The organism is Tepidimonas charontis, from assembly GCF_007556685.1.
Classification (GTDB): domain Bacteria; phylum Pseudomonadota; class Gammaproteobacteria; order Burkholderiales; family Burkholderiaceae_C; genus Tepidimonas; species Tepidimonas charontis.
The window spans coordinates 21,659-39,545 of the sequence record NZ_VJON01000025.1 but is presented as its reverse complement, the minus strand read 5'-3'; the positions used below and the strand labels follow the sequence as shown (position 1 = coordinate 39,545).

Here is a 17,887-nt window from a genome sequence, read left to right as displayed (position 1 = left end):
CAAGCGGAAGAAGTCCTCGGTGGCGGGGCAGGCAAACATCGAAAAACTCCCAGAAAACGGCGCATCAGACCATCAAATCTGGGGGAAATTGTACTCGCAAACAGACAATAACACAAGAAAAATCATGATGTTATGAATATTTCAGGGGCGACCACATACAGCAACGCTCGTCTTTCCATCGCATCCGGCCGCTTCAGGTCAACCACCGCGGCGCACGCTTGTGCAAAAAGGCTTGCACGCCCTCACGGCCCTCGGCGCTGGCGCGGATATCGGCAATCGCTTCCACCGTTTGCGCCACCAGCGTGTCGTCGATCGGTGCGGCGGCCACGTCACGCACCAAACGCTTGGCCGCCCCCACCGCCGCTGGGCCGGCGCGGCACAGCGCCTGTACGACGGCCTCGACTCGAGCGTCCAGCGCCTCCGCTGGCACCACATCGTGCACGAAGCCGATGCGCATGGCCTCGGCGGCGTCGAAGCGCTCCGCCGTCAAAAAATATCGCTGCGCCGCCCGCGCGCCCATCGCCCGCACCACATAGGGGCCGATGGTAGCCGGGATCAGCCCCAGCTTGACCTCGCTGAGGCAAAAACCGGCCGTCTCCACCGCCACCGCGATGTCACACACCGCCACCAGCCCCATGCCGCCGGCATACACGTCCCCCTGCACGCGCGCCACGGTGGGCTTGGGGCAGGTGTCGATGGTGCGCAACATCGCCGCCAGCCGGGCCGCGTCGGCCAGGTTGTCCTCGCGGCTGTAGTCGGCCATGCGGCGCATCCAGTTCAGGTCGGCCCCAGCGCAAAACGCCGGCCCTTCGGCAGCCAGCACGATGGCGCGCACGTCGTCGCGCTCGCCCAAGGCACGAAAGGCCGCGGTGAGTTCGCCAATCAGCTCGTCATTGAAGGCGTTGCGCAGTTCGGGGCGCGCCAGCGTCACGGTGGCGCACGGGCCAGACACCGCCATCGTCACATTCGGCATGGGCAAACCCTCCAAGCAAGCGCTGGACTCACATGCGAAACACGCCAAAGCGCGTCTCGGGAATGGGCGCATTCAGCGCCGCCGACAGCCCCAGCGCCAACACACGCCGGGTATCCACGGGGTCGATGACGCCATCGTCCCACAAGCGCGCGGTGGCGTAGTACGGGTGACCCTGACGCTCGTACTGGGCGCGGATCGGTGCCTTGAACGCCTCTTCTTCCTCGGCGCTCCAGGTGCCGCCTTTGGCCTCAATGGCATCACGCTTGACGGTGGCCAGCACGCTGGCGGCCTGCTCGCCGCCCATGACGCTGATGCGCGCATTCGGCCACATCCACAAAAAGCGCGGCGAGTAGGCCCGCCCGCACATGCCGTAGTTGCCGGCGCCAAAGCTGCCGCCGATGATGACCGTGAACTTGGGCACCTGGGCACAGGCCACCGCCGTCACCAACTTGGCGCCGGCGCGCGCGATACCGGCGTTTTCCACTTTGCGGCCCACCATGAAGCCGGTGATGTTTTGCAGGAATATCAGCGGCACCTTGCGCTGGCAGCACAGCTCGATGAAATGTGCGCCCTTTTCGGCGCTTTCAGCAAACAGGATGCCGTTGTTGGCAACGATGCCCACCGGAATACCTTCGATATGAGCAAAACCACACACCAGTGTGGTGCCATAGCGGGTCTTGAATTCGTGCAGCTCGGAATCGTCCACGACGCGTGCGATGATTTCGCGCACCTCGAAGGGTTTGCGCGTATCGGTGGGAATGATGCCGTACAACTCCTCGGCCGCGTAGCGCGGTGGGCGCGGCTCACGGCGCTGCACTGGCCAATGCTTGCCGTGGTTCAGGCGCGCCACCGCTGCACGTGCCAGCGCCAGCGCGTGCAGATCGTTTTCGGCCAAATGGTCGGCCACCCCGCTCAAGCGCGTGTGCACATCGCCGCCACCCAGGTCCTCGGCGCTGACGACCTCGCCGGTGGCCGCTTTCACCAGGGGCGGACCGCCCAGAAAGATCGTGCCCTGGTTTTTGACGATGATGGTCTCGTCGCTCATCGCCGGCACATAGGCCCCCCCTGCGGTGCACGAACCCATCACCACCGCGATTTGCGGGATGCCCTGCGCGCTCATATTGGCCTGGTTGTAGAAGATGCGGCCAAAGTGATCGCGGTCCGGAAACACCTCGTCTTGGTTGGGCAGATTGGCCCCGCCCGAATCGACCAGGTAGATACAGGGCAGCCGGTTTTGCTGCGCGATCTCCTGCGCGCGCAGGTGCTTCTTCACCGTCATCGGGTAGTAGGTGCCCCCCTTGACCGTGGCATCATTGCAGACGATGACGCACTCGACCCCGCTGACGCGCCCGATGCCAGCGATCAGGCCCGCACAGGGGGCCTCGTTGTCGTACATATCCAACGCCGCCAGCGGCGCAATCTCCAAAAATGGCGTGCCCGGATCGAGCAGTCGCTCGACGCGCTCCCGCGGCAGCAGCTTGCCGCGCGCCACATGCTTGGCGCGCGCCGCCTCCCCCCCGCCGAGCGCCACTTGGGCCACCCGGGCGTGTAGATCCTGCACCAGCGCGCGCATGGCCGCCGCGTTGGCCTGAAATACCGGCGAGCGTGGGTTCAACTGGGTGGACAGCGTGCTCATGGTACGCCATTGTGCGTCACCTGCGCCGACCATACCAAGCGGTGAAGACGCCGATGCGGTTGCATAATGCGCCAAACATGTCGCAAAACCGGGCCAACTCTCATCGTCCGCGCGGTGCCGTCGTGCGCGCACCCGTGGCCGCTACCCCGGCGGCATTCGTGCGCGCCATTGCGCTGGCCTACACGCGCGCGGGCCGGGATGTGCGGCCCGCACTGGCCGCCACTGGTATCGACCCGAGTGTCCTACACACCCCCGGTGCACACCTGACCAGCTTGCCCTTCGAGCGTCTGGCCATGCACGCCATGCGCGAGCTCGACGACGAGGCGCTGGGCTGGTTCAGTCGCCGCCTGCCCTGGGGCAGCTACGGCATGCTGGCGCGCGCCTCGCTGACCGCACCCCACCTGGGGCTGGCGCTGGCGCGTTGGTGTCGGCATCACGGTCTGCTCACCGACGACGTGCACCTGACGCTGGAGCAGCGCAACGACGTGGCCACACTGGTGCTGCACGAGCGGCGCATGCCCGGCAGCGACTTCGCCAACCTTGCCGATCGCACCACCGTGCGCGAGTTCGCCCATGTCTCACTGCTGCGCAACGCGCTTGGCTTGGCCGCCTGGCTGATCGATGCGCGGCTGACCCTGCTGGCGCTGGACCTGGCCTATGCGGCGCCGCCCCACGCCGAAGCCTACACGTGGCTGTTTCCGGGCGCGCAGGTACGCTTTGGCCAAACCGAAACGCAGATTCGGTTTGCCGCCCACGTGCTGCACGAGCCGGTGCGCCGCGACGACGCCGCCTTGCGTGCGATGCTGCCCCAGGCGGTACGCCTGATGGTGCGCCCCTACCGCCACGATCGGCTGCTGGTGGAGCGCGCCCGCGCCTGGCTGCGCGCGCATCCACAGGCCGATGCCGCCGCGCTGGCCCATGGCCTGCAGGTTTCCGTGCGGACGCTGCAGCGGCAGCTGGCCGCTGCAGGCACACGACTGCAAACACTCAAAGACGAAGTGCGATGCGACACCGCCGTCGCTCTGCTGCTGCGCACGCGCTGGCCACTCAAGCGCATCGCCACCCTGGCTGGCTTCGACAACGAGAAAAGCTTCATCCGCGCCTTCCGCACCTGGACCGGACAGACACCGGCAGCGTTTCGGCGTGGTGGGGCCGAAGCGCAGCAACGGCACCCCACGTGACCGTCGCACGACCGACGACTCCTCCAACCCCATCGCCATCCCTGTTGCTTTGGCGGGGCATACGGTGGCGCCGCACCACCCGCTGCACCGTCGGCTGCGGCGCTGGCCGCCGTGTCGTGACAGCGCCAGGGGATGGATGGTTTCCTCAATACCGCCAAAAGGCGCGCGTGAACAGCACCAGTACGCTCAGCAGCTCCAGCCGGCCCAGCAGCATCGCAAAGCTCAATACCCCCAACTGAAAAGACGTCAAAGCGCCGTAGTTGCCGGCCGGCCCCACCTCGCCCAGCCCGGGCCCGATGTTGTTGACCGTGGCCACCACCGCCGAAAACGCCGTCACCAGGTCCAAGCCCGACAGTAATAGCAAAAAGGTCAACCCCATGGTCGCTGCCCCGTAGATGAGCATAAAGCCCAGCACGGCGGCCATCACCTGCGCCGGCACCGCCTGCCCGCCCAAGGTCACCGGATTGACCACATGCGGATGGATGATGCGCACCAGCTCGCGCCGCGCCTGCTTGACCAGCAGCACCATGCGCACCATCTTGATGCCGCCGCCCGTGGAGCCGGCACAAGACACGAACGTTCCCAGAAACAGCAGGAATACCGGGATGAAGCCGGGCCACTGCAGGTAGTCGGTGGTGGCGTAGCCGGTGGTGGTGGCCAGCGACAAGACGTGAAAGGCCGCTTGCCGTAACGCGGTGGGCACGTCGGCGTACACGCCCTCTACCAGCAGCATCGACGTCACCCCCGCGATGGCCACGACCAGCACGGCTGCGTAGGTGCGGATTTCGCGGTCGTGCACCAGTGGGCGCCAGGTCAGGCTCCGCATAACCATGAAGTAGCGCAAAAAGCTGATGCCCGCCAGCGCCATGAAAACCACCGCCACCCACTCCACCGCCGGCGACTGAAAATAGCCGATGCTGGCGTCGTGCGACGAAAAGCCCGCCAGCCCCATGGTCGTGCACATGTGCATGAAGGCGTCGGCCCAGCTCATGCCCGCCCAACGATACGCCAGCAGGCACAGCACCGAAAAGCCGAAGTACACGCCCCACAGCCCGCGCGCCGTCTCGGCAATACGCGGCGTGAGCTTTTGGTCTTTCATCGGCCCCGGCGTCTCGGCCTTGTACAGCTGCATGCCGCCCAGCCCCAGCATCGGCAATACCGCCACCACCAGCAGCATCACCCCCAGCCCGCCCACGTACTGCAAAAAGCAGCGCCAGACGTTGATCGACACCGGCAGCGCGTCCAGCCCCGACAGTGCGGTGGCGCCGGTGGCGGTCAAAGCGCTCATGGCTTCGAAGTAGGCGTGATGCCAGGTGATATCGGGCACCATCCACCACAGCGGCAAAGCGGCATAGGCGGGCAATACCAGCCACACCAGGTTGACCAGCACGAAGCCGTCACGCGTCGCCAGTTCCCCGCGCCGGCGCTGAGTCAACAACCACAGCAGCACCCCGCTGAGCAGGGTCAAGGCGGCCGCCTGCGCCCAGCGCAACTCGTGCGTCAGGTCGTCGTGGAACCAGGCCCAGCCCATCGGCACCGCAAAGGCCAGCGAAAAGGCCATCAGCACATGGGAAAAGACGTAAAGCGCCGGACCGAGATGCATCCGCCTCCCCTTCACTTGCGCCAATAGCCGGGCGTCAACACCACCAATAGCGACAGCATTTCCAGCCGCCCCATGACCATCGCCAGCGTGCACACGGCCAGCTGGGGTTCGGTCAAGCCGGCGAAATTGCCCGCCGGCCCCACCTCGCCAAGTCCCGGCCCCAGGTTGTTGACGCAGGCCACCACGGCCGACAGCGCGGTGTCGAACGGCAGATCGGTCAGCAGCAGCACCAGTGTCAGGACTGCCACCGTCCCGCCGTACACCAACATAAAGGCCAACACCGAATACACCACACTGGCGTCCAGCGCCCGGCCGCCCAAGGTCACTGGGTTGACGACACGGGGATGAACGATTCGAGCCAGCTCCCGGTGCGCCAGCTTCAACAAGATCAACAACCGAATCATCTTGATGCCGGCGCCGGTGGAGCCTGCGCTGGTGGCCATGCCCGACAGCATCAGCATCCAAATCGGGGCAAACACCGGCCACTGCAAATAGTCGGTGCTGGCGTAGCCGGTGGTCGAGGCTACCGACACCACGTTGAACGCCGCCAGGCGCAGCGCCTCGACCGGGTCGGGCACCACGGCACGCTGCCACAGCAGCCACGCCACCAGCAGCACCGAGCCCAACATCAGACTCATGGTGCCGCGCCACTCCAGGTCACGCCAGATACGCCCGGGCGAACGCTTGACCAAAGCAGCGAAATACAGCGCGAAACTACCGCTGGCCAGCAGCATGAATAGGGTGGCGATCCACTCCAGGCGCGGCGAGGCGAAGTAGGCAAAACTGGCGTCGTGTGAGGACATGCCACCCAGGCTCATGGTGGTGAACATATGGATCCAGGCGTCCAGCCACGACATGCCGCCCCAGCGATAAGCCAACACACAGGCCAGCGATAGCCCGGCATAGACGCTCCACAACCCTTTGGCCGTGCCCGCGATGCGGGGCGTCAGGCGCATATCTTTGATCGGACCGGTCGATTCGGCGCGAAACAGCTGGCCGCCAACCCCCAGCATCGGCAACACCGCCACCGCCAGCACCAAAATACCCATACCCCCCAGCCACTGCAGCAGCGCGCGCCACAAATTGACCGAAGCTGGCAGCGCATCCAGGCCCGTCAGCACCGTGGCACCGGTGGTGGTCATGGCCGAGACCGTCTCGAAATAGGCCCCCACCCACCCCAAGTGCCCGCCATGCTGGCGATAAAACAACCACAAGGGCAAAGCCGCCAGCGCTGGCAACACCGTCCACGCCAGCACCACCAGCAGCACGCCGTCACGGGACTGTAAATCGGGCTCGGGTCCGACGCGCCGGCGCCCGAAGCACCAGACGAAAGCGCCGGCGGCGGCGCTCAACACAGCGGATACCGCCCACAGCGAAGTCGTACCATCGTCGAGCGATTGCGCCACCAGCCATGGCACGCTCATGGTGAATGCGAAGACCACCATCACCGAACCGAAGATGGGCGCAATCCGGACGAACGGCATGGTTTGCGGCACGCCCACGGTATTCAGCCGAAGAACGTCGCCCCCACTTGAAAGAGTTTTTCGACCTCGCGCACCAGCCGCTTATTGGGAATGAAGATGATGATGTGATCGTCGGGCTGGATGACGGTGTCGTGGTGCGGCATCAACACCTGGGCGTCGGCTGCCTCGCCGCGCACGATGGCGCCGATGCGTGCACCCGGCGGCAGCTTGACCTCGTCCACGCGCCGCCCGACCAGGCGTGATGTCCGCACATCACCACGCGCAACGCCTTCCAGCGCCTCGGCCGCCCCCCGGCGCAGGCTGTGCACGGCCACCACTTCGCCGCGGCGCACGTGGGCCAGAAGCTCCCCGATCACCGTTTGCGCGGGCGACACGGCGATATCGATCGTGCTGCCCTGCATCATCTCGGCATAGGCACGGCGGTTGATCAACGCCAGTACACGCCGCGCCCCCAGCCGCTTGGCCAACATCGCCGCCATGATGTTGTCTTCATCATCGTTGGTCAGCGCCAGAAACAGGTCCATCGCGGCGACGTTTTCCTCCTCCAGCAGCGCTTCGTCCACACAGTCGCCGTGCAGCACCAAGGTGCTGGAGGGCAACTGGCTGGCCAGGTACTCGCAGCGCTTGGCGTCGCTCTCGATGACCTTCACTTGGCACTGCCCCACCAGCGAACGCGCCAGCCGCAAACCCACCTTGCCGCCGCCGGCGATCATCACCCGTTGCACCGGTTGGTCCACCGCGTGCACCGCCGCCAGCACACGGCGGATCTGGTCGGACGCCGCCAGCACGAACACCTCATCGCCAGCGAGGATACGCGTGTCGGCGCTCACCGGCACCTCGGTGTCCTGCCGGTACAGCGCCACCACCCGCAGCGGAACATCCGGCAGCCGCTCACGAATGTCGCCGATGCAGTAGCCGGTGAGGGCCGCGCCCGCAGCGGCGCGTACCACGGTCAGGCACACCCGCCCGTCGGCAAATTGCACCACCTGCAGCGCCTCGGGGTAGTCGATGAGCTGGTGGATGTAGCGCATCACCGACTCTTCGGGGCAGATCACGTGATCCACCGCGAACCCCGTCTTGCTCAGCAGCTCGCCGCCTTCCTCGAACTCGGGCGAGCGCAGACGCGCAATCGTCGTCGGCACCTGAAATACGTCATGCGCCACCTTGCACACCACCAGGTTCGATTCGTCCAACGCGGCGCAGGCAATCACCATATCGGCGTCCTTGGCCCCCGCTTCGGCCAGTACCGACGGCTGAATGCCATTGCCCACCACGCCGCGCAGGTCGAGCCGCTCCTCCAGCGCGCGCACCCGCGCCGGATCTTGATCGATGACCGTGATGTCGTTCTGCTCGGACACCAGGCTCTCGGCCACGCTTTCACCGACCCGGCCAGCCCCGAAAATGATGATATTCACGCCGCTATGGTAGCAAGTTCGGGCATCGACGGGGCCGACGCCAGCGAACCGGCGCCTTGCGCCAGGCAGGCTCTGGGGAGACGGCTCGCGTATCGGCGCGACCTCACAAATGGCGCTGGATCAGGATTTTTTGCACATCGCTGGTGCCCTCGTAGATCTGGCACACACGCACATCGCGCCAAATGCGCTCGACGGGGAAGTCGCTGACGTAGCCGTAGCCGCCCAAGGTCTGGATGGCGGCCGAGCACACCCACTCGGCGGTCTCGCTGGCGATGAGCTTGGCCATCGCCGCCTCCTTCAGACACGGCTGGCCGGCGTCGCGCAGGGCCGCTGCGTGCCAGGTGAGCTGGCGCGCCGCCTCCAACCGCGCGGCGGCTTCGGCCAGCCGAAAACCCACCGCTTGGTGCTCGATGATGGGCTTGCCAAAGCTCTCGCGCTGCTTGGCATAGTCGATGGCCACCTCCAGCGCGCTGCGCGCCATGCCGATGCTCTGCGCCGCGATGCCGATGCGCCCGCCTTCCAGCGCCGACAGGGCGATCTTGTAGCCCTCGCCTTCGGCGCCGATGCGATACTCCACCGGGACGCGGCAGCCTTCGAAGCGGATTTGCGCCGTGTCGCTGGAGTGCTGGCCGACCTTGTCCTCCAGCCGTGCCACGACGTAGCCGGGGGTGTCGGTGGGCACGATGAAAGCGCTCATGCCGCGCTTGCCCGCCGCTTTGTCGGTGACGGCGATGACGATGGCGACCTGCCCGTTTTGGCCGCTGGTGATGAATTGTTTGACGCCGTCGATGACGTAGGCATCGCCCTCGCGCCGCGCGGTGGTGCGCAGCGCCGCCGCGTCCGAGCCGACGTGCGGTTCGGTCAGGCAAAACGCGCCCAGCATCTCGCCGCGCGCCAGCGGCACCAGCCAGCGCTGTTTTTGCGCCTCGCTGCCATAACGCAGCAAAATGGCGCACACTGGGCAATTGTTGACGCTGATGGCGGTGCTGGTGCCCCCGTCGCCAGCGGCGATTTCCTCCAGCACCACGGCCAGGCTCAGGTAGTCGAGCCCCGCCCCCCCGTAGGCGTCGGGCACGCACACGCCATAGCAGCCCAGTGCCGCCAGGCCGCGATGGGCGTCGCGCGGAAAGATGTGCTCACGGTCCCAGCGCGCGGCCTGGGGCCAGAGCTGTTCGCGGGCGAAGGCGCGCACCGCATCGCGAATCATTTCCTGGTCGGGGGTCAGCAGCATGGCAGCAACCGGCAATGAGTGGGAAGACCTCCACGGCAGCGGCGCCGAGCGCGGCGCGCCGCCGGGACCGCATCAGAGCATTTCCAGCGCCACGGCCGTGGCCTCGCCACCACCGATGCACAGCGTGGCCACGCCGCGCTTCAGACCGCGCGCCTTCAGCGCGTACATCAATGTCACCATGATGCGCGCCCCGCTGGCCCCGATGGGGTGCCCAAGGGCGCACGCGCCGCCGTGGACGTTGACGATGTCGTGCGACACACCCAGCTCGGTCATCAGCGCCATCGGCACCACGGCAAAGGCCTCGTTGACCTCCCACAACTGCACATCGGCCACCTGCCAGCCGACCTTGGCCAGCAGCTTACGCGTGGCCCCCACGGGCGCCGTGGTGAACCAGCTCGGTTCCTGGGCGTGGATGGCATGGCCGACGATGCGCGCCAGCGGCTGGCAGCCCAGCCGCTCGGCGGTGGAGGCCCGCATCAGCACCATGGCGGCCGCGCCGTCATTGATCGAGGAGCTCGACGCCGCCGTGATGGTGCCGTCTTTCTTGAACGCCGGCTTGAGCTGGGGAATCTTGTCGAGCTTGATCTTGCCCGGGCCCTCGTCCTGGCTGACGACGCGCTCGCCGCTGCGGTCCTTGACCGTGACCGGGGTGATTTCGGCGGCAAAGGCCCCGCTGGCGACCGCCTGCTGGGCGCGCGTCACCGACGCGGTGGCGAAGGCGTCTTGCTGCTCACGCGTGAATTGGTACTTGGCCGCGCAGTCTTCGCCGAAGGTGCCCATCGAGCGCCCCGGCTCATAGGCGTCTTCCAGCCCGTCGAGCATCATGTGGTCGTAGACCTTGTCGTGGCCCATGCGGTAGCCGCCGCGCCCCTTGAGCAGCAAATAGGGGGCGTTGGTCATGCTCTCCATGCCGCCGGCCACCATGACGTCGGCGCTGCCAGCGGCCAGCATGTCGTGCGCAAACATCGCCGCGCGCATACCCGAGCCGCACATCTTGGACAGCGTGACCGCGCCGGCACTCTTGGGCAGCCCGGCCTTGAGCGCCGCTTGCCGCGCGGGGGCTTGACCCTGCCCAGCCATCAGGCAGTTGCCCATCAGCACTTCTTCGACCTGCTCGGGCGCAATGCCCGCGCGCTCGACGGCGGCGCGAATGGCCGCCGCGCCCAGGTCGTGCGCGGCCAGCGCGGCAAAGTCGCCCTGGAAGCTGCCCATGGGGGTGCGCGCGGCACCCACGATGACGATCGGATCGGTTTGGCTCATGACGGTACTCCGGTGGACACAGGGGAGGCCCCAGCGACCGGCTCCGCGGTCGGCGCCAGGGGCACGGCGCGCTGGGCGCAGAAGCGCCGCTCACGCTCGTAGGGAAAGACGTCGTGCACGTGGCCGGCCAGTATGCGCTCTTTGTGCGCTTGCCAGTACTCGACGTCGAGCAAATCGGCGTGGTGGGCCATGAAGATCTCGCGCACCTTGGGGTGGCTGAGCAAAAAGGGACCAAACGTCTCCGGGAAAACGTCGTGCGGCCCCACCGAATACCACACCTCGCCCGAGAGTTCGTCGTCTTCGTTGCGCGGCGGCGGCACGCGGCGGAAGTTGCAGTCGGTGATGTATTCGATCTCGTCGTAGTCGTAGAACACCACCTTGCCATGGCGCGTGATGCCAAAGTTTTTCCACAGCATATCGCCTGGGAAGATGTTGGCGGCGATCAAGTCCTTGATGGCGTTGCCATACTCGATGACGGCATGCTCCAACTGACGCTTGGCGCGCGCGTCGGCCGGATCGCGGGCCAGCGCGTCGAAACACTCTTGCAGGTAGATGTTGAGCGGAATCATGCGCCGCTCAATATAGACGTGCTTGATGACGACTTCGATATTGCCATCGCCATTGCGGTCGCCGATCTCGATTTGACTGGGCGCGTATTTCTGCAGCTCTGCGATCAGCTCGTCGCTGAAGCGCGCGCGCGGAAAGCCCACCTCGGAAAACTCCAGTGTGTCGGCCATGCGGCCGACACGGTCGTGCTGCTTGACGAGCTGGTATTTGGCGCGGATCTGCTCGCGCGTGGTGTCTTTTTGCGGCGGGAAGTGGTCTTTGATGACCTTGAAGACGAATGGAAAGCTGGGCAGGTCGAACACCAGCATGACCATGCCCTTGATGCCGGGGGCGATGCGGAACTGGTCGGTGCTGTGCCGCATGTGGTAGAGGAAGTCGCGGTAGAACAGCGTCTTGCCCTGCTTGGCCAGGCCCAGCGCGTTGTAGAACTCGGCGCGCGGCTTGCGCGGCATCATGCTGCGCAAGAATTGCACGTAGGCGCTGGGCACCTCCATGTCCACCATGAAGTAGGCGCGCGCGAAGGAAAACAGCATCAACAAATCGTCTTCGCCGTGCAGGAAGGCATCGATGACCAACTGCCCGCGGCCGTTGTGCAGAATAGGCAGCGCAAACGGCAGCTCCTGAAACCCGTTGATGAGTTTGCCCACCGCATACGCCCCCTTGTTGCGGTAGAACAAGCTGTGCAGCACCTGGATTTGAAAGTTCGGGCGCAAGCGCGTGTGGTCGAACAGCGGCAGCAGCGCGCGCATCACGTCGTCCACGTCGCGCCGCAAATCTTCGAACGGCACGCTCAGCCCGAAATCTTCGATCATGCGCGTCAGCGCCGTCCGCAGCTCGTCGATCGACTTCGGGTAGTAGCAGCGGTAAGTGGTGTGGGCGTTCGGATCCTCCGGCTCGATGTACTCGGTGCTGATGGCCGGACGCACGAAGATGAAATCGTTCTGGAAATAGCTGCGGTGCAGGATTTTGGTGGTGACCGAGTTGAAAAAGGTCTCGGCCAGCTCAGGCTGGCGGTGATCCACCAACATGCCGATGTAGAGCAGCTTGGCCTGCTGCCACACTTCCATCGGCTGCTGCGAGGCACGAAACTCGCGCTCCAGCCGTGTCACGCACTCTTTGACGCGCAGGTCGTAGAAGGCGATGCGTTCGCGCTGCGCGCGCTGCTGCCCGGCCCAATCCTGGGCCTCGAAGCGAAACTTGGCCCGCGCCGACTCGGCGCGAAACAGCTGGTAGTGGCGGTTGAAGCCGTCGATCATCGCCCGCGCGATGTCGTAGGCCAAGGGGGAGTCGATGCGGCGCAACAGCATCTTCGAATCAGACAGGCCAGGACGAACGAGACCCAATGATGACAGATTGGCCTGCGCCACCGTCGGGCCGACCAGCCAGCGGCACTGCGGGCTGCCCGCCCCTGTGCGCGCCGCAGGCGACTCGCCGAAGAAGGTACCGCGTGTGGTCGACACACACGGAGCCCGCGGACGCATCGTCCGCCCCGGCCCGCCGCAGCGTCATCACATCGTCTCGGCAAACAGCTCGCGCCCGATCAGCATGCGGCGGATCTCGCTGGTGCCGGCGCCGATCTCATACAGCTTGGCATCGCGCCACAGCCGCCCCAGCGGGTAGTCGTTGATGTAGCCGTTGCCACCGAAGATCTGAATGCCGTCGCCGGCCATGCGCGTGGCCTGCTCGGCGCACCACAGGATGACGCTGGCGCAGTCCTTACGCACCTGGCGCACGTGCTCGGCGCCCAACCGGTCCAGGTTTTTGCCGACCGTGTACAGGAAGGAACGCGCCGCCTGCAGCGTGGTGTACATATCGGCCACTTTGCCCTGGATGAGCTGGAACTCGCCGATGCTCTGGCCGAACTGCTTGCGCTCGTGGATGTAGGGCACCACGTTGTCCATGACCGCTTGCATGATGCCCACCGGCCCGGCCGCCAGCACCGCGCGCTCGTAATCCAGACCGCTCATCAGCACCTTGACGCCGTTGTTGAGCCCGCCCAGGATATTTTCGGCCGGCACCTCGACGTTTTGAAACACCAACTCGCCAGTGTGGCTGCCGCGCATGCCCAGCTTGTCGAGCTTTTGCGCCACCGAAAAGCCCGGCATGCCCTTCTCGATCAAAAAGGCGGTGATGCCGCGCGCGCCCAACGCCGGCTCGGTCTTGGCGTACACCACCAGCACATCGGCATCCGGCCCGTTGGTGATCCACATCTTGCTGCCGTTGAGCAGGTAGTAGCCGCCCTTGTCCTCGGCGCGCAGCTTCATGCTCACCACGTCCGAGCCGGCGCCCGGCTCACTCATGGCCAGCGCCCCGACGTGCTCGCCGCTGATGAGCTTGGGCAGGTATCGGCGTTTTTGTGCCTCGGTACCGTTGCGGCGAATCTGGTTGACGCACAAATTGGAGTGTGCCCCGTACGACAGCCCCACCGAGGCACTGGCGCGGCTGATCTCCTCCATCGCGATCATGTGGGCCAAATAGCCCATGCCGGCGCCGCCGTAGGCTTCCTCCACCGTGATGCCGAGCACGCCCAGCTCGCCCATTTTGGGCCACAAGTCCATCGGAAACTGGTCGGTGCGGTCGATTTCGGCCGCGCGCGGGGCGATTTCGGCCTGGGCAAAGGCGCGCACCGCGTCGCGCAGCGCGTCGATATCGTCACCGAGCTGGAAGTCGAGGCCGGGCAGATGGGTCATCGAGCGTCTCCTGATGATTTGACGTTTACGTAAACGTCAATTATGCCGCCTTTTCCGCCCGGCCACGGGGCGTCTTTTGCGGTCCGGCCAGGGGTGACGGATCGGCCACCACTGGCTCCTCACCCAGCCGCGCCAGCAGCGCCCGCGCCTCTTTTTCGTGCGCCTTGATCTCGTCCAGTGTGGCCTGCAAATCCGCCATCTGGTCCTCGATCTGACGGCGATGCGCCGCCAGCACCTGCAAAAATTTACGCAGTTGCGGCCCGGTGTCGCGTGGGCTGTCGTACATGTCGATCAGCTCCTTGGCCTCGGACAGGCTCAAACCCAGGCGCTTGGCGCGCAACACCAGCTTCAACCGCGTGCGGTCGCGCGCCGAGTAGACGCGGCTGCGCCCGCCCGGGCCGGTGCGCCGCGGCTGCAACAAGCCCATATCTTCGTAGAAGCGGATGGCGCGCGTGGTCAGGTCGAACTCGCGCGCCAAGTCGCTGATGGTGTAGGTGGTGCTGCTGGCCATGACAACCTCGGCTTGCGTTCGCGTCGCGCCGCGCGGGGCACTGCCGCGACACGTCCTGCTGACGTTGACGTAAACGTCATTGAGGCGCCAATCTTACGCCACACCCACCGTGCGGCAGCCGGCGGCGCAAGCCATGGAGCCCAACCGCCGCCCGACTGCATCGCCGTGCTATCGTCGCGCCATGACGTCCCGCGCCTCCAACCTGTCATTGGACGCCGCTTGGCGCCTGATGCGCCCGGGGTTCTTGACCTTGACGGCCGCTGCCGTCGCCCTGGGGCTGTCGATGGCCGCAGCCTGCGGCTGCGGTTTCGATCCGCTGCGTGCCGGCGTCACCCTGGTGCTGGCGCTGGCCGCGCATGCAGCCGCCAATGCTTGGAACGACTATCACGACGCCTTGAGCGGAGCCGATGCGCGCAATCCGGCACCGCTGTCGCCATTCACGGGCGGCTCGCGCGTCATTCAACAGGGCGCCGCCCGCCCCGAAGATGCCCAGCGGCTGGCCGTGGGCTTGACTGTGTGGGTGGTGCTCGGCGGTGTGTGGCTGGCGTTGCAGGCGGGTGCCACGCTGCTGTGGGTGGGGCTGGCCGGTCTGGCACTGGGCTGGGCCTACTCCGCCCCGCCGCTGCGCCTGATGGCGCGCGGCCTGGGGGAAGTGGCAGTGGCGACGGCCTGGTGGCTGATCGTACAAGGCGCCCAGGTGGCCCAGCGCGGCCAGTGGTCGCTGATCGCTGCCGTCTCGGCCCTGCCGTTTGCGTTGCTGGTGGCCAATATCCTGCTCATCAATGGCCTGCCGGATGCCCCCTGGGACGCGCAGGTGAGCAAACGGACCCTGGCCGTGCGCCTGGGACCGGTGGCCAGTGCGGCACTCTACAGCGGTTTGGCCGTTGGCGCGCATGTCGGACTGGCCGCTGCCGTCTGGGCACAGATTCCGCCCGGTACGGCGTGGTGGGGGTTGGTGTCGGCGCCGCTGTCGCTGTTGGCGGCCGCACTGTTGTGGCGCCACGTCATCCGGCGCCAGCCCACGTCGGCGCTTCGACCGGCCATCGGCCTGACCATCGCCGCTGCCATCGTGCACGCGCTGGCGCTGGCTGCCGCGTTTGCTGCCGTCGCCGCGCAGCGCTGAAACGGTGGGTGTCTGCCGCGGCGGTGGCGCGGCCGCACCCCGTCGTCGGCGCAGCGCCTCAGACCAGGGCAATGCGGCGCAGCGCGGCGCGCCGCTCGGCGTAGTCGGGCAGCACCTGGGCCACCAGCGCCCAAAACGCCGGGCCGTGGTGCATTTCGCGCAGGTGCGCCAGCTCATGCACCACCACGTAGTCGGCCAGCGGCGCTGGCACGAAGGCCAGCCGCCAGTTCAGCGCGATGGTGCCGCGGCTGCTGGCGCTGCCCCAGCGCGTGCGCGCCGACGACAGCCGCAGCGCGCGCGGCTGCACGCCCAGCAGGGGTGCGAAATGCGCCACGCGCGCAGCCAGCACAACGCGGGCCTGCGCCAGCAGCGCCGGCGTCGGCTCGGGCCAAGCGGGCGCGACGCGCTGGCCATGACGCTGCAAATGGCGCACGATCCACGCCGCTTTGCGGTGCAGGAAGGCTTCGATTTCGGGCCACGGCAGCCCGTGCGGCGCGCGCACGCTCAGGCCCTGCGGCCCCACGTGCAGCGCCAGACTGCGGCGCGCGCTGCGCCGCAGCTCGAAGGCGATGATGTGCCCGCCCAGCTCGATCGACTGGCTGGCGCGCGGGTGACGGGGCAGCCCGACCCCGTGCGAGGCCGCCCCGCCGGACGGGTTGGCGTCGGCGTGCCGAGGGCACCCATCGCCGCCGCGCCCGTCGGCCGCGAACGCCATGCACGGGCGCCGGTCGGCGGCGCCAGCCGCCCGCCCACTCGGCTCAGGAGGCACGGCGTCGCGCATCCTCGTCCGCGCTCGCTGGGGGCAGCGGTGCCGCCGCGGCAGTGCCAGCCGCATCCGGCATCGATGCCGAGCCCCCCGTCGATGGAAGCGGCGCTGCCGTGCCTGGCCGGGCGTAGGCGTCCGGGTCGAGGCGCTGCATCTCGGCCTCGATCCAGGCTTCGACCTCACGCATCAGCGCCTCCGGGTCACGTCCGGCGCTCGGAATCGGGCGCCCGATGGAAAAGACCACCGTCCCGGGACGTTTGATGAGGGCACGGCGCGGCCAGCAGCGCCCGGAGGTGACGGCGATGGGGATGACGGGCGCGCCGGTGTGCACCGCCAGCCGCGCCCCGCCGGATTTGTACTGACCGCGTGCGCCACGCGCCACGCGCGTGCCTTCGGGAAACATGATGACCCAGGTTCCTTGGGCGAGCAGGCGTTTGCCCTGCTCGACCACGCGGGCAAAGGCCTGCGCGCGCTTGGCGCGGTCGATGTGGATCATGTCCAACCGTCCCAGCGCCCAGCCGAAGAACGGTATCCACAGCAATTCGCGCTTGAAGACGAAGGCCAAGGGGTGCGGCATCAGCACCGGCAGGCAGAAGGTCTCCCAGGTGGACTGATGCTTGGCCAGTAGGATGGCCGGCGCGCGCTCACCACGCGGCAGGTTTTCCCACCCGATGACCTCGTTGCGGATGCCCAGCATCCAGCGCGCCGCCCACACCTGCAGACGCACCCAGGCCACGCAAAACCAGTACAGCCGTGTGGCGGAAACGAACGGTGACATCAACACCGCCACCGTGGCCCACGGCACCACCGTCGCCGCCATGAACAGCAGATGCAGCCAGGAACGCAGGGCGTTCATGCACCGCCTCCTCCCGAACCAGGCGTCGGTCCGGCGGTGGTCAAGGCCTCGGCAAACGCCAGCAGGTCCTCATGCACGGTCACGCGCGCCGGCAGGTCGGGCGGGCGCGGAGCGCCGCGCAGCGCCGCCGACTGGCCGGTCAACACCAAATGGGTGTCGCAGCCAGCAGCCAGGGCCGCGGCCACGTCGCGCATCGAGTCGCCCACCGCCACCAGCTGGGTGGGCGGCACACCGTAACGCGCCGCCACCTGCAAAAACAGACCTGGGGCGGGTTTGCGGCAGTCGCAGCCTTCTTCGGGCGCGTGCGGGCAGAAAAAAATGGCGTCGATGCGGCCGCCGGCGCGCGCCACTTCGCGCAGCATGTGCGCGTGCACGGCGTTGAGGGTGCTGGCGTCGAACAGACCACGGCCCAGCCCCGACTGGTTGGAGGCGACGACTACCCGCCACCCCCCCGCGTGCAAGCGCGCCAGCGCCTGCAGCGCCCCGGGCAGCGGCTGCCAATCCTGCGGCCCGCGCAAAAAATCTTCCGGGTCGCGGTTCAAGGTGCCGTCACGGTCGATGACCACCAGCCGCAGGTCGCGTGCAGGCATC

Annotated in this window: 15 protein-coding genes; 2 read left to right on the top strand and 13 right to left on the bottom strand. The window is 67.0% G+C overall.

Annotation, left to right across the window (positions count from 1 at the left end):
* Nucleotides 1–193: 193 nt before the first annotated feature.
* Both Tchar_RS08385 and Tchar_RS08380 read right to left on the bottom strand, forming a co-directional pair.
* Complete coding sequence (locus Tchar_RS08385) at nucleotides 194–973, bottom strand: enoyl-CoA hydratase/isomerase family protein (RefSeq protein WP_144328615.1); 780 nt, start codon at nucleotides 971–973, stop codon at nucleotides 194–196.
* Nucleotides 974–1,001: 28 nt separating this feature from the next.
* Nucleotides 1,002–2,609, bottom strand: coding sequence for a carboxyl transferase domain-containing protein (locus Tchar_RS08380; RefSeq protein WP_144328614.1), 1,608 nt, complete (start codon nucleotides 2,607–2,609; stop codon nucleotides 1,002–1,004).
* A gap of 77 nt (nucleotides 2,610–2,686) precedes the next feature.
* Here Tchar_RS08380 and Tchar_RS08375 point away from each other — a divergent pair, with 77 nt between their 5' ends.
* Nucleotides 2,687–3,790: an AraC family transcriptional regulator gene (locus tag Tchar_RS08375; protein WP_144328613.1), complete on the top strand. Its 1,104-nt coding sequence runs from the start codon at nucleotides 2,687–2,689 to the stop codon at nucleotides 3,788–3,790.
* 145 nt (nucleotides 3,791–3,935) lie between these two features.
* Here Tchar_RS08375 and Tchar_RS08370 read toward each other — a convergent pair whose 3' ends face one another.
* The 8 genes from Tchar_RS08370 to Tchar_RS08335 form a co-directional block, all read right to left on the bottom strand.
* Nucleotides 3,936–5,393, bottom strand: coding sequence for a TrkH family potassium uptake protein (locus tag Tchar_RS08370; protein ID WP_144328612.1), 1,458 nt, complete (start codon nucleotides 5,391–5,393; stop codon nucleotides 3,936–3,938).
* An 11-nt stretch (nucleotides 5,394–5,404) separates the two neighbouring features.
* Nucleotides 5,405–6,877, bottom strand: coding sequence for a TrkH family potassium uptake protein (locus Tchar_RS08365; protein ID WP_144328611.1), 1,473 nt, complete (start codon nucleotides 6,875–6,877; stop codon nucleotides 5,405–5,407).
* 23 nt (nucleotides 6,878–6,900) lie between these two features.
* Nucleotides 6,901–8,292: a Trk system potassium transporter TrkA gene (gene trkA, locus Tchar_RS08360; protein WP_144328610.1), complete on the bottom strand. Its 1,392-nt coding sequence runs from the start codon at nucleotides 8,290–8,292 to the stop codon at nucleotides 6,901–6,903.
* Nucleotides 8,293–8,395: 103 nt separating this feature from the next.
* Nucleotides 8,396–9,523 (bottom strand): acyl-CoA dehydrogenase family protein, encoded by a 1,128-nt coding sequence (locus Tchar_RS08355; RefSeq protein ID WP_144328609.1) that lies wholly within the window; start codon nucleotides 9,521–9,523, stop codon nucleotides 8,396–8,398.
* A gap of 72 nt (nucleotides 9,524–9,595) precedes the next feature.
* Nucleotides 9,596–10,783, bottom strand: coding sequence for an acetyl-CoA C-acyltransferase (locus Tchar_RS08350; RefSeq protein WP_144328608.1), 1,188 nt, complete (start codon nucleotides 10,781–10,783; stop codon nucleotides 9,596–9,598).
* Nucleotides 10,780–12,657: a bifunctional isocitrate dehydrogenase kinase/phosphatase gene (aceK, locus tag Tchar_RS08345; protein ID WP_144328618.1), complete on the bottom strand. Its 1,878-nt coding sequence runs from the start codon at nucleotides 12,655–12,657 to the stop codon at nucleotides 10,780–10,782. The genes Tchar_RS08350 and aceK overlap by 4 nt, the downstream gene beginning before the upstream one ends.
* Nucleotides 12,658–12,858: 201 nt before the next feature.
* Nucleotides 12,859–14,040, bottom strand: coding sequence for an isovaleryl-CoA dehydrogenase (locus tag Tchar_RS08340; RefSeq protein WP_144328607.1), 1,182 nt, complete (start codon nucleotides 14,038–14,040; stop codon nucleotides 12,859–12,861).
* A gap of 40 nt (nucleotides 14,041–14,080) precedes the next feature.
* Nucleotides 14,081–14,551 (bottom strand): MerR family transcriptional regulator, encoded by a 471-nt coding sequence (locus Tchar_RS08335; RefSeq protein WP_144328606.1) that lies wholly within the window; start codon nucleotides 14,549–14,551, stop codon nucleotides 14,081–14,083.
* A gap of 181 nt (nucleotides 14,552–14,732) precedes the next feature.
* Here Tchar_RS08335 and Tchar_RS08330 point away from each other — a divergent pair, with 181 nt between their 5' ends.
* Nucleotides 14,733–15,674 (top strand): prenyltransferase, encoded by a 942-nt coding sequence (locus Tchar_RS08330; protein ID WP_144328605.1) that lies wholly within the window; start codon nucleotides 14,733–14,735, stop codon nucleotides 15,672–15,674.
* Nucleotides 15,675–15,732: 58 nt separating this feature from the next.
* Here the strand turns inward: Tchar_RS08330 and Tchar_RS08325 are convergent, their stop codons facing one another.
* Genes Tchar_RS08325 through gmhB form a run of 3 tightly spaced genes read right to left on the bottom strand, consistent with a single transcriptional unit; the run spans nucleotide 15,733 to nucleotide 17,886 of the window.
* Nucleotides 15,733–16,389 carry a M48 family metallopeptidase gene (locus Tchar_RS08325; protein WP_236640400.1) on the bottom strand — a complete coding sequence of 219 codons (657 nt, stop codon included), beginning with the start codon at nucleotides 16,387–16,389 and terminating at the stop codon, nucleotides 15,733–15,735.
* A 43-nt stretch (nucleotides 16,390–16,432) separates the two neighbouring features.
* The gene (locus Tchar_RS08320; protein WP_144328603.1) at nucleotides 16,433–17,296 is read right to left on the bottom strand and encodes a lysophospholipid acyltransferase family protein; all 864 of its coding nucleotides are present in this window, start codon (nucleotides 17,294–17,296) and stop codon (nucleotides 16,433–16,435) included.
* Nucleotides 17,293–17,886: a D-glycero-beta-D-manno-heptose 1,7-bisphosphate 7-phosphatase gene (gmhB, locus tag Tchar_RS08315; protein ID WP_144328602.1), complete on the bottom strand. Its 594-nt coding sequence runs from the start codon at nucleotides 17,884–17,886 to the stop codon at nucleotides 17,293–17,295. The genes Tchar_RS08320 and gmhB overlap by 4 nt, the downstream gene beginning before the upstream one ends.
* Nucleotide 17,887: the final 1 nt, after the last annotated feature.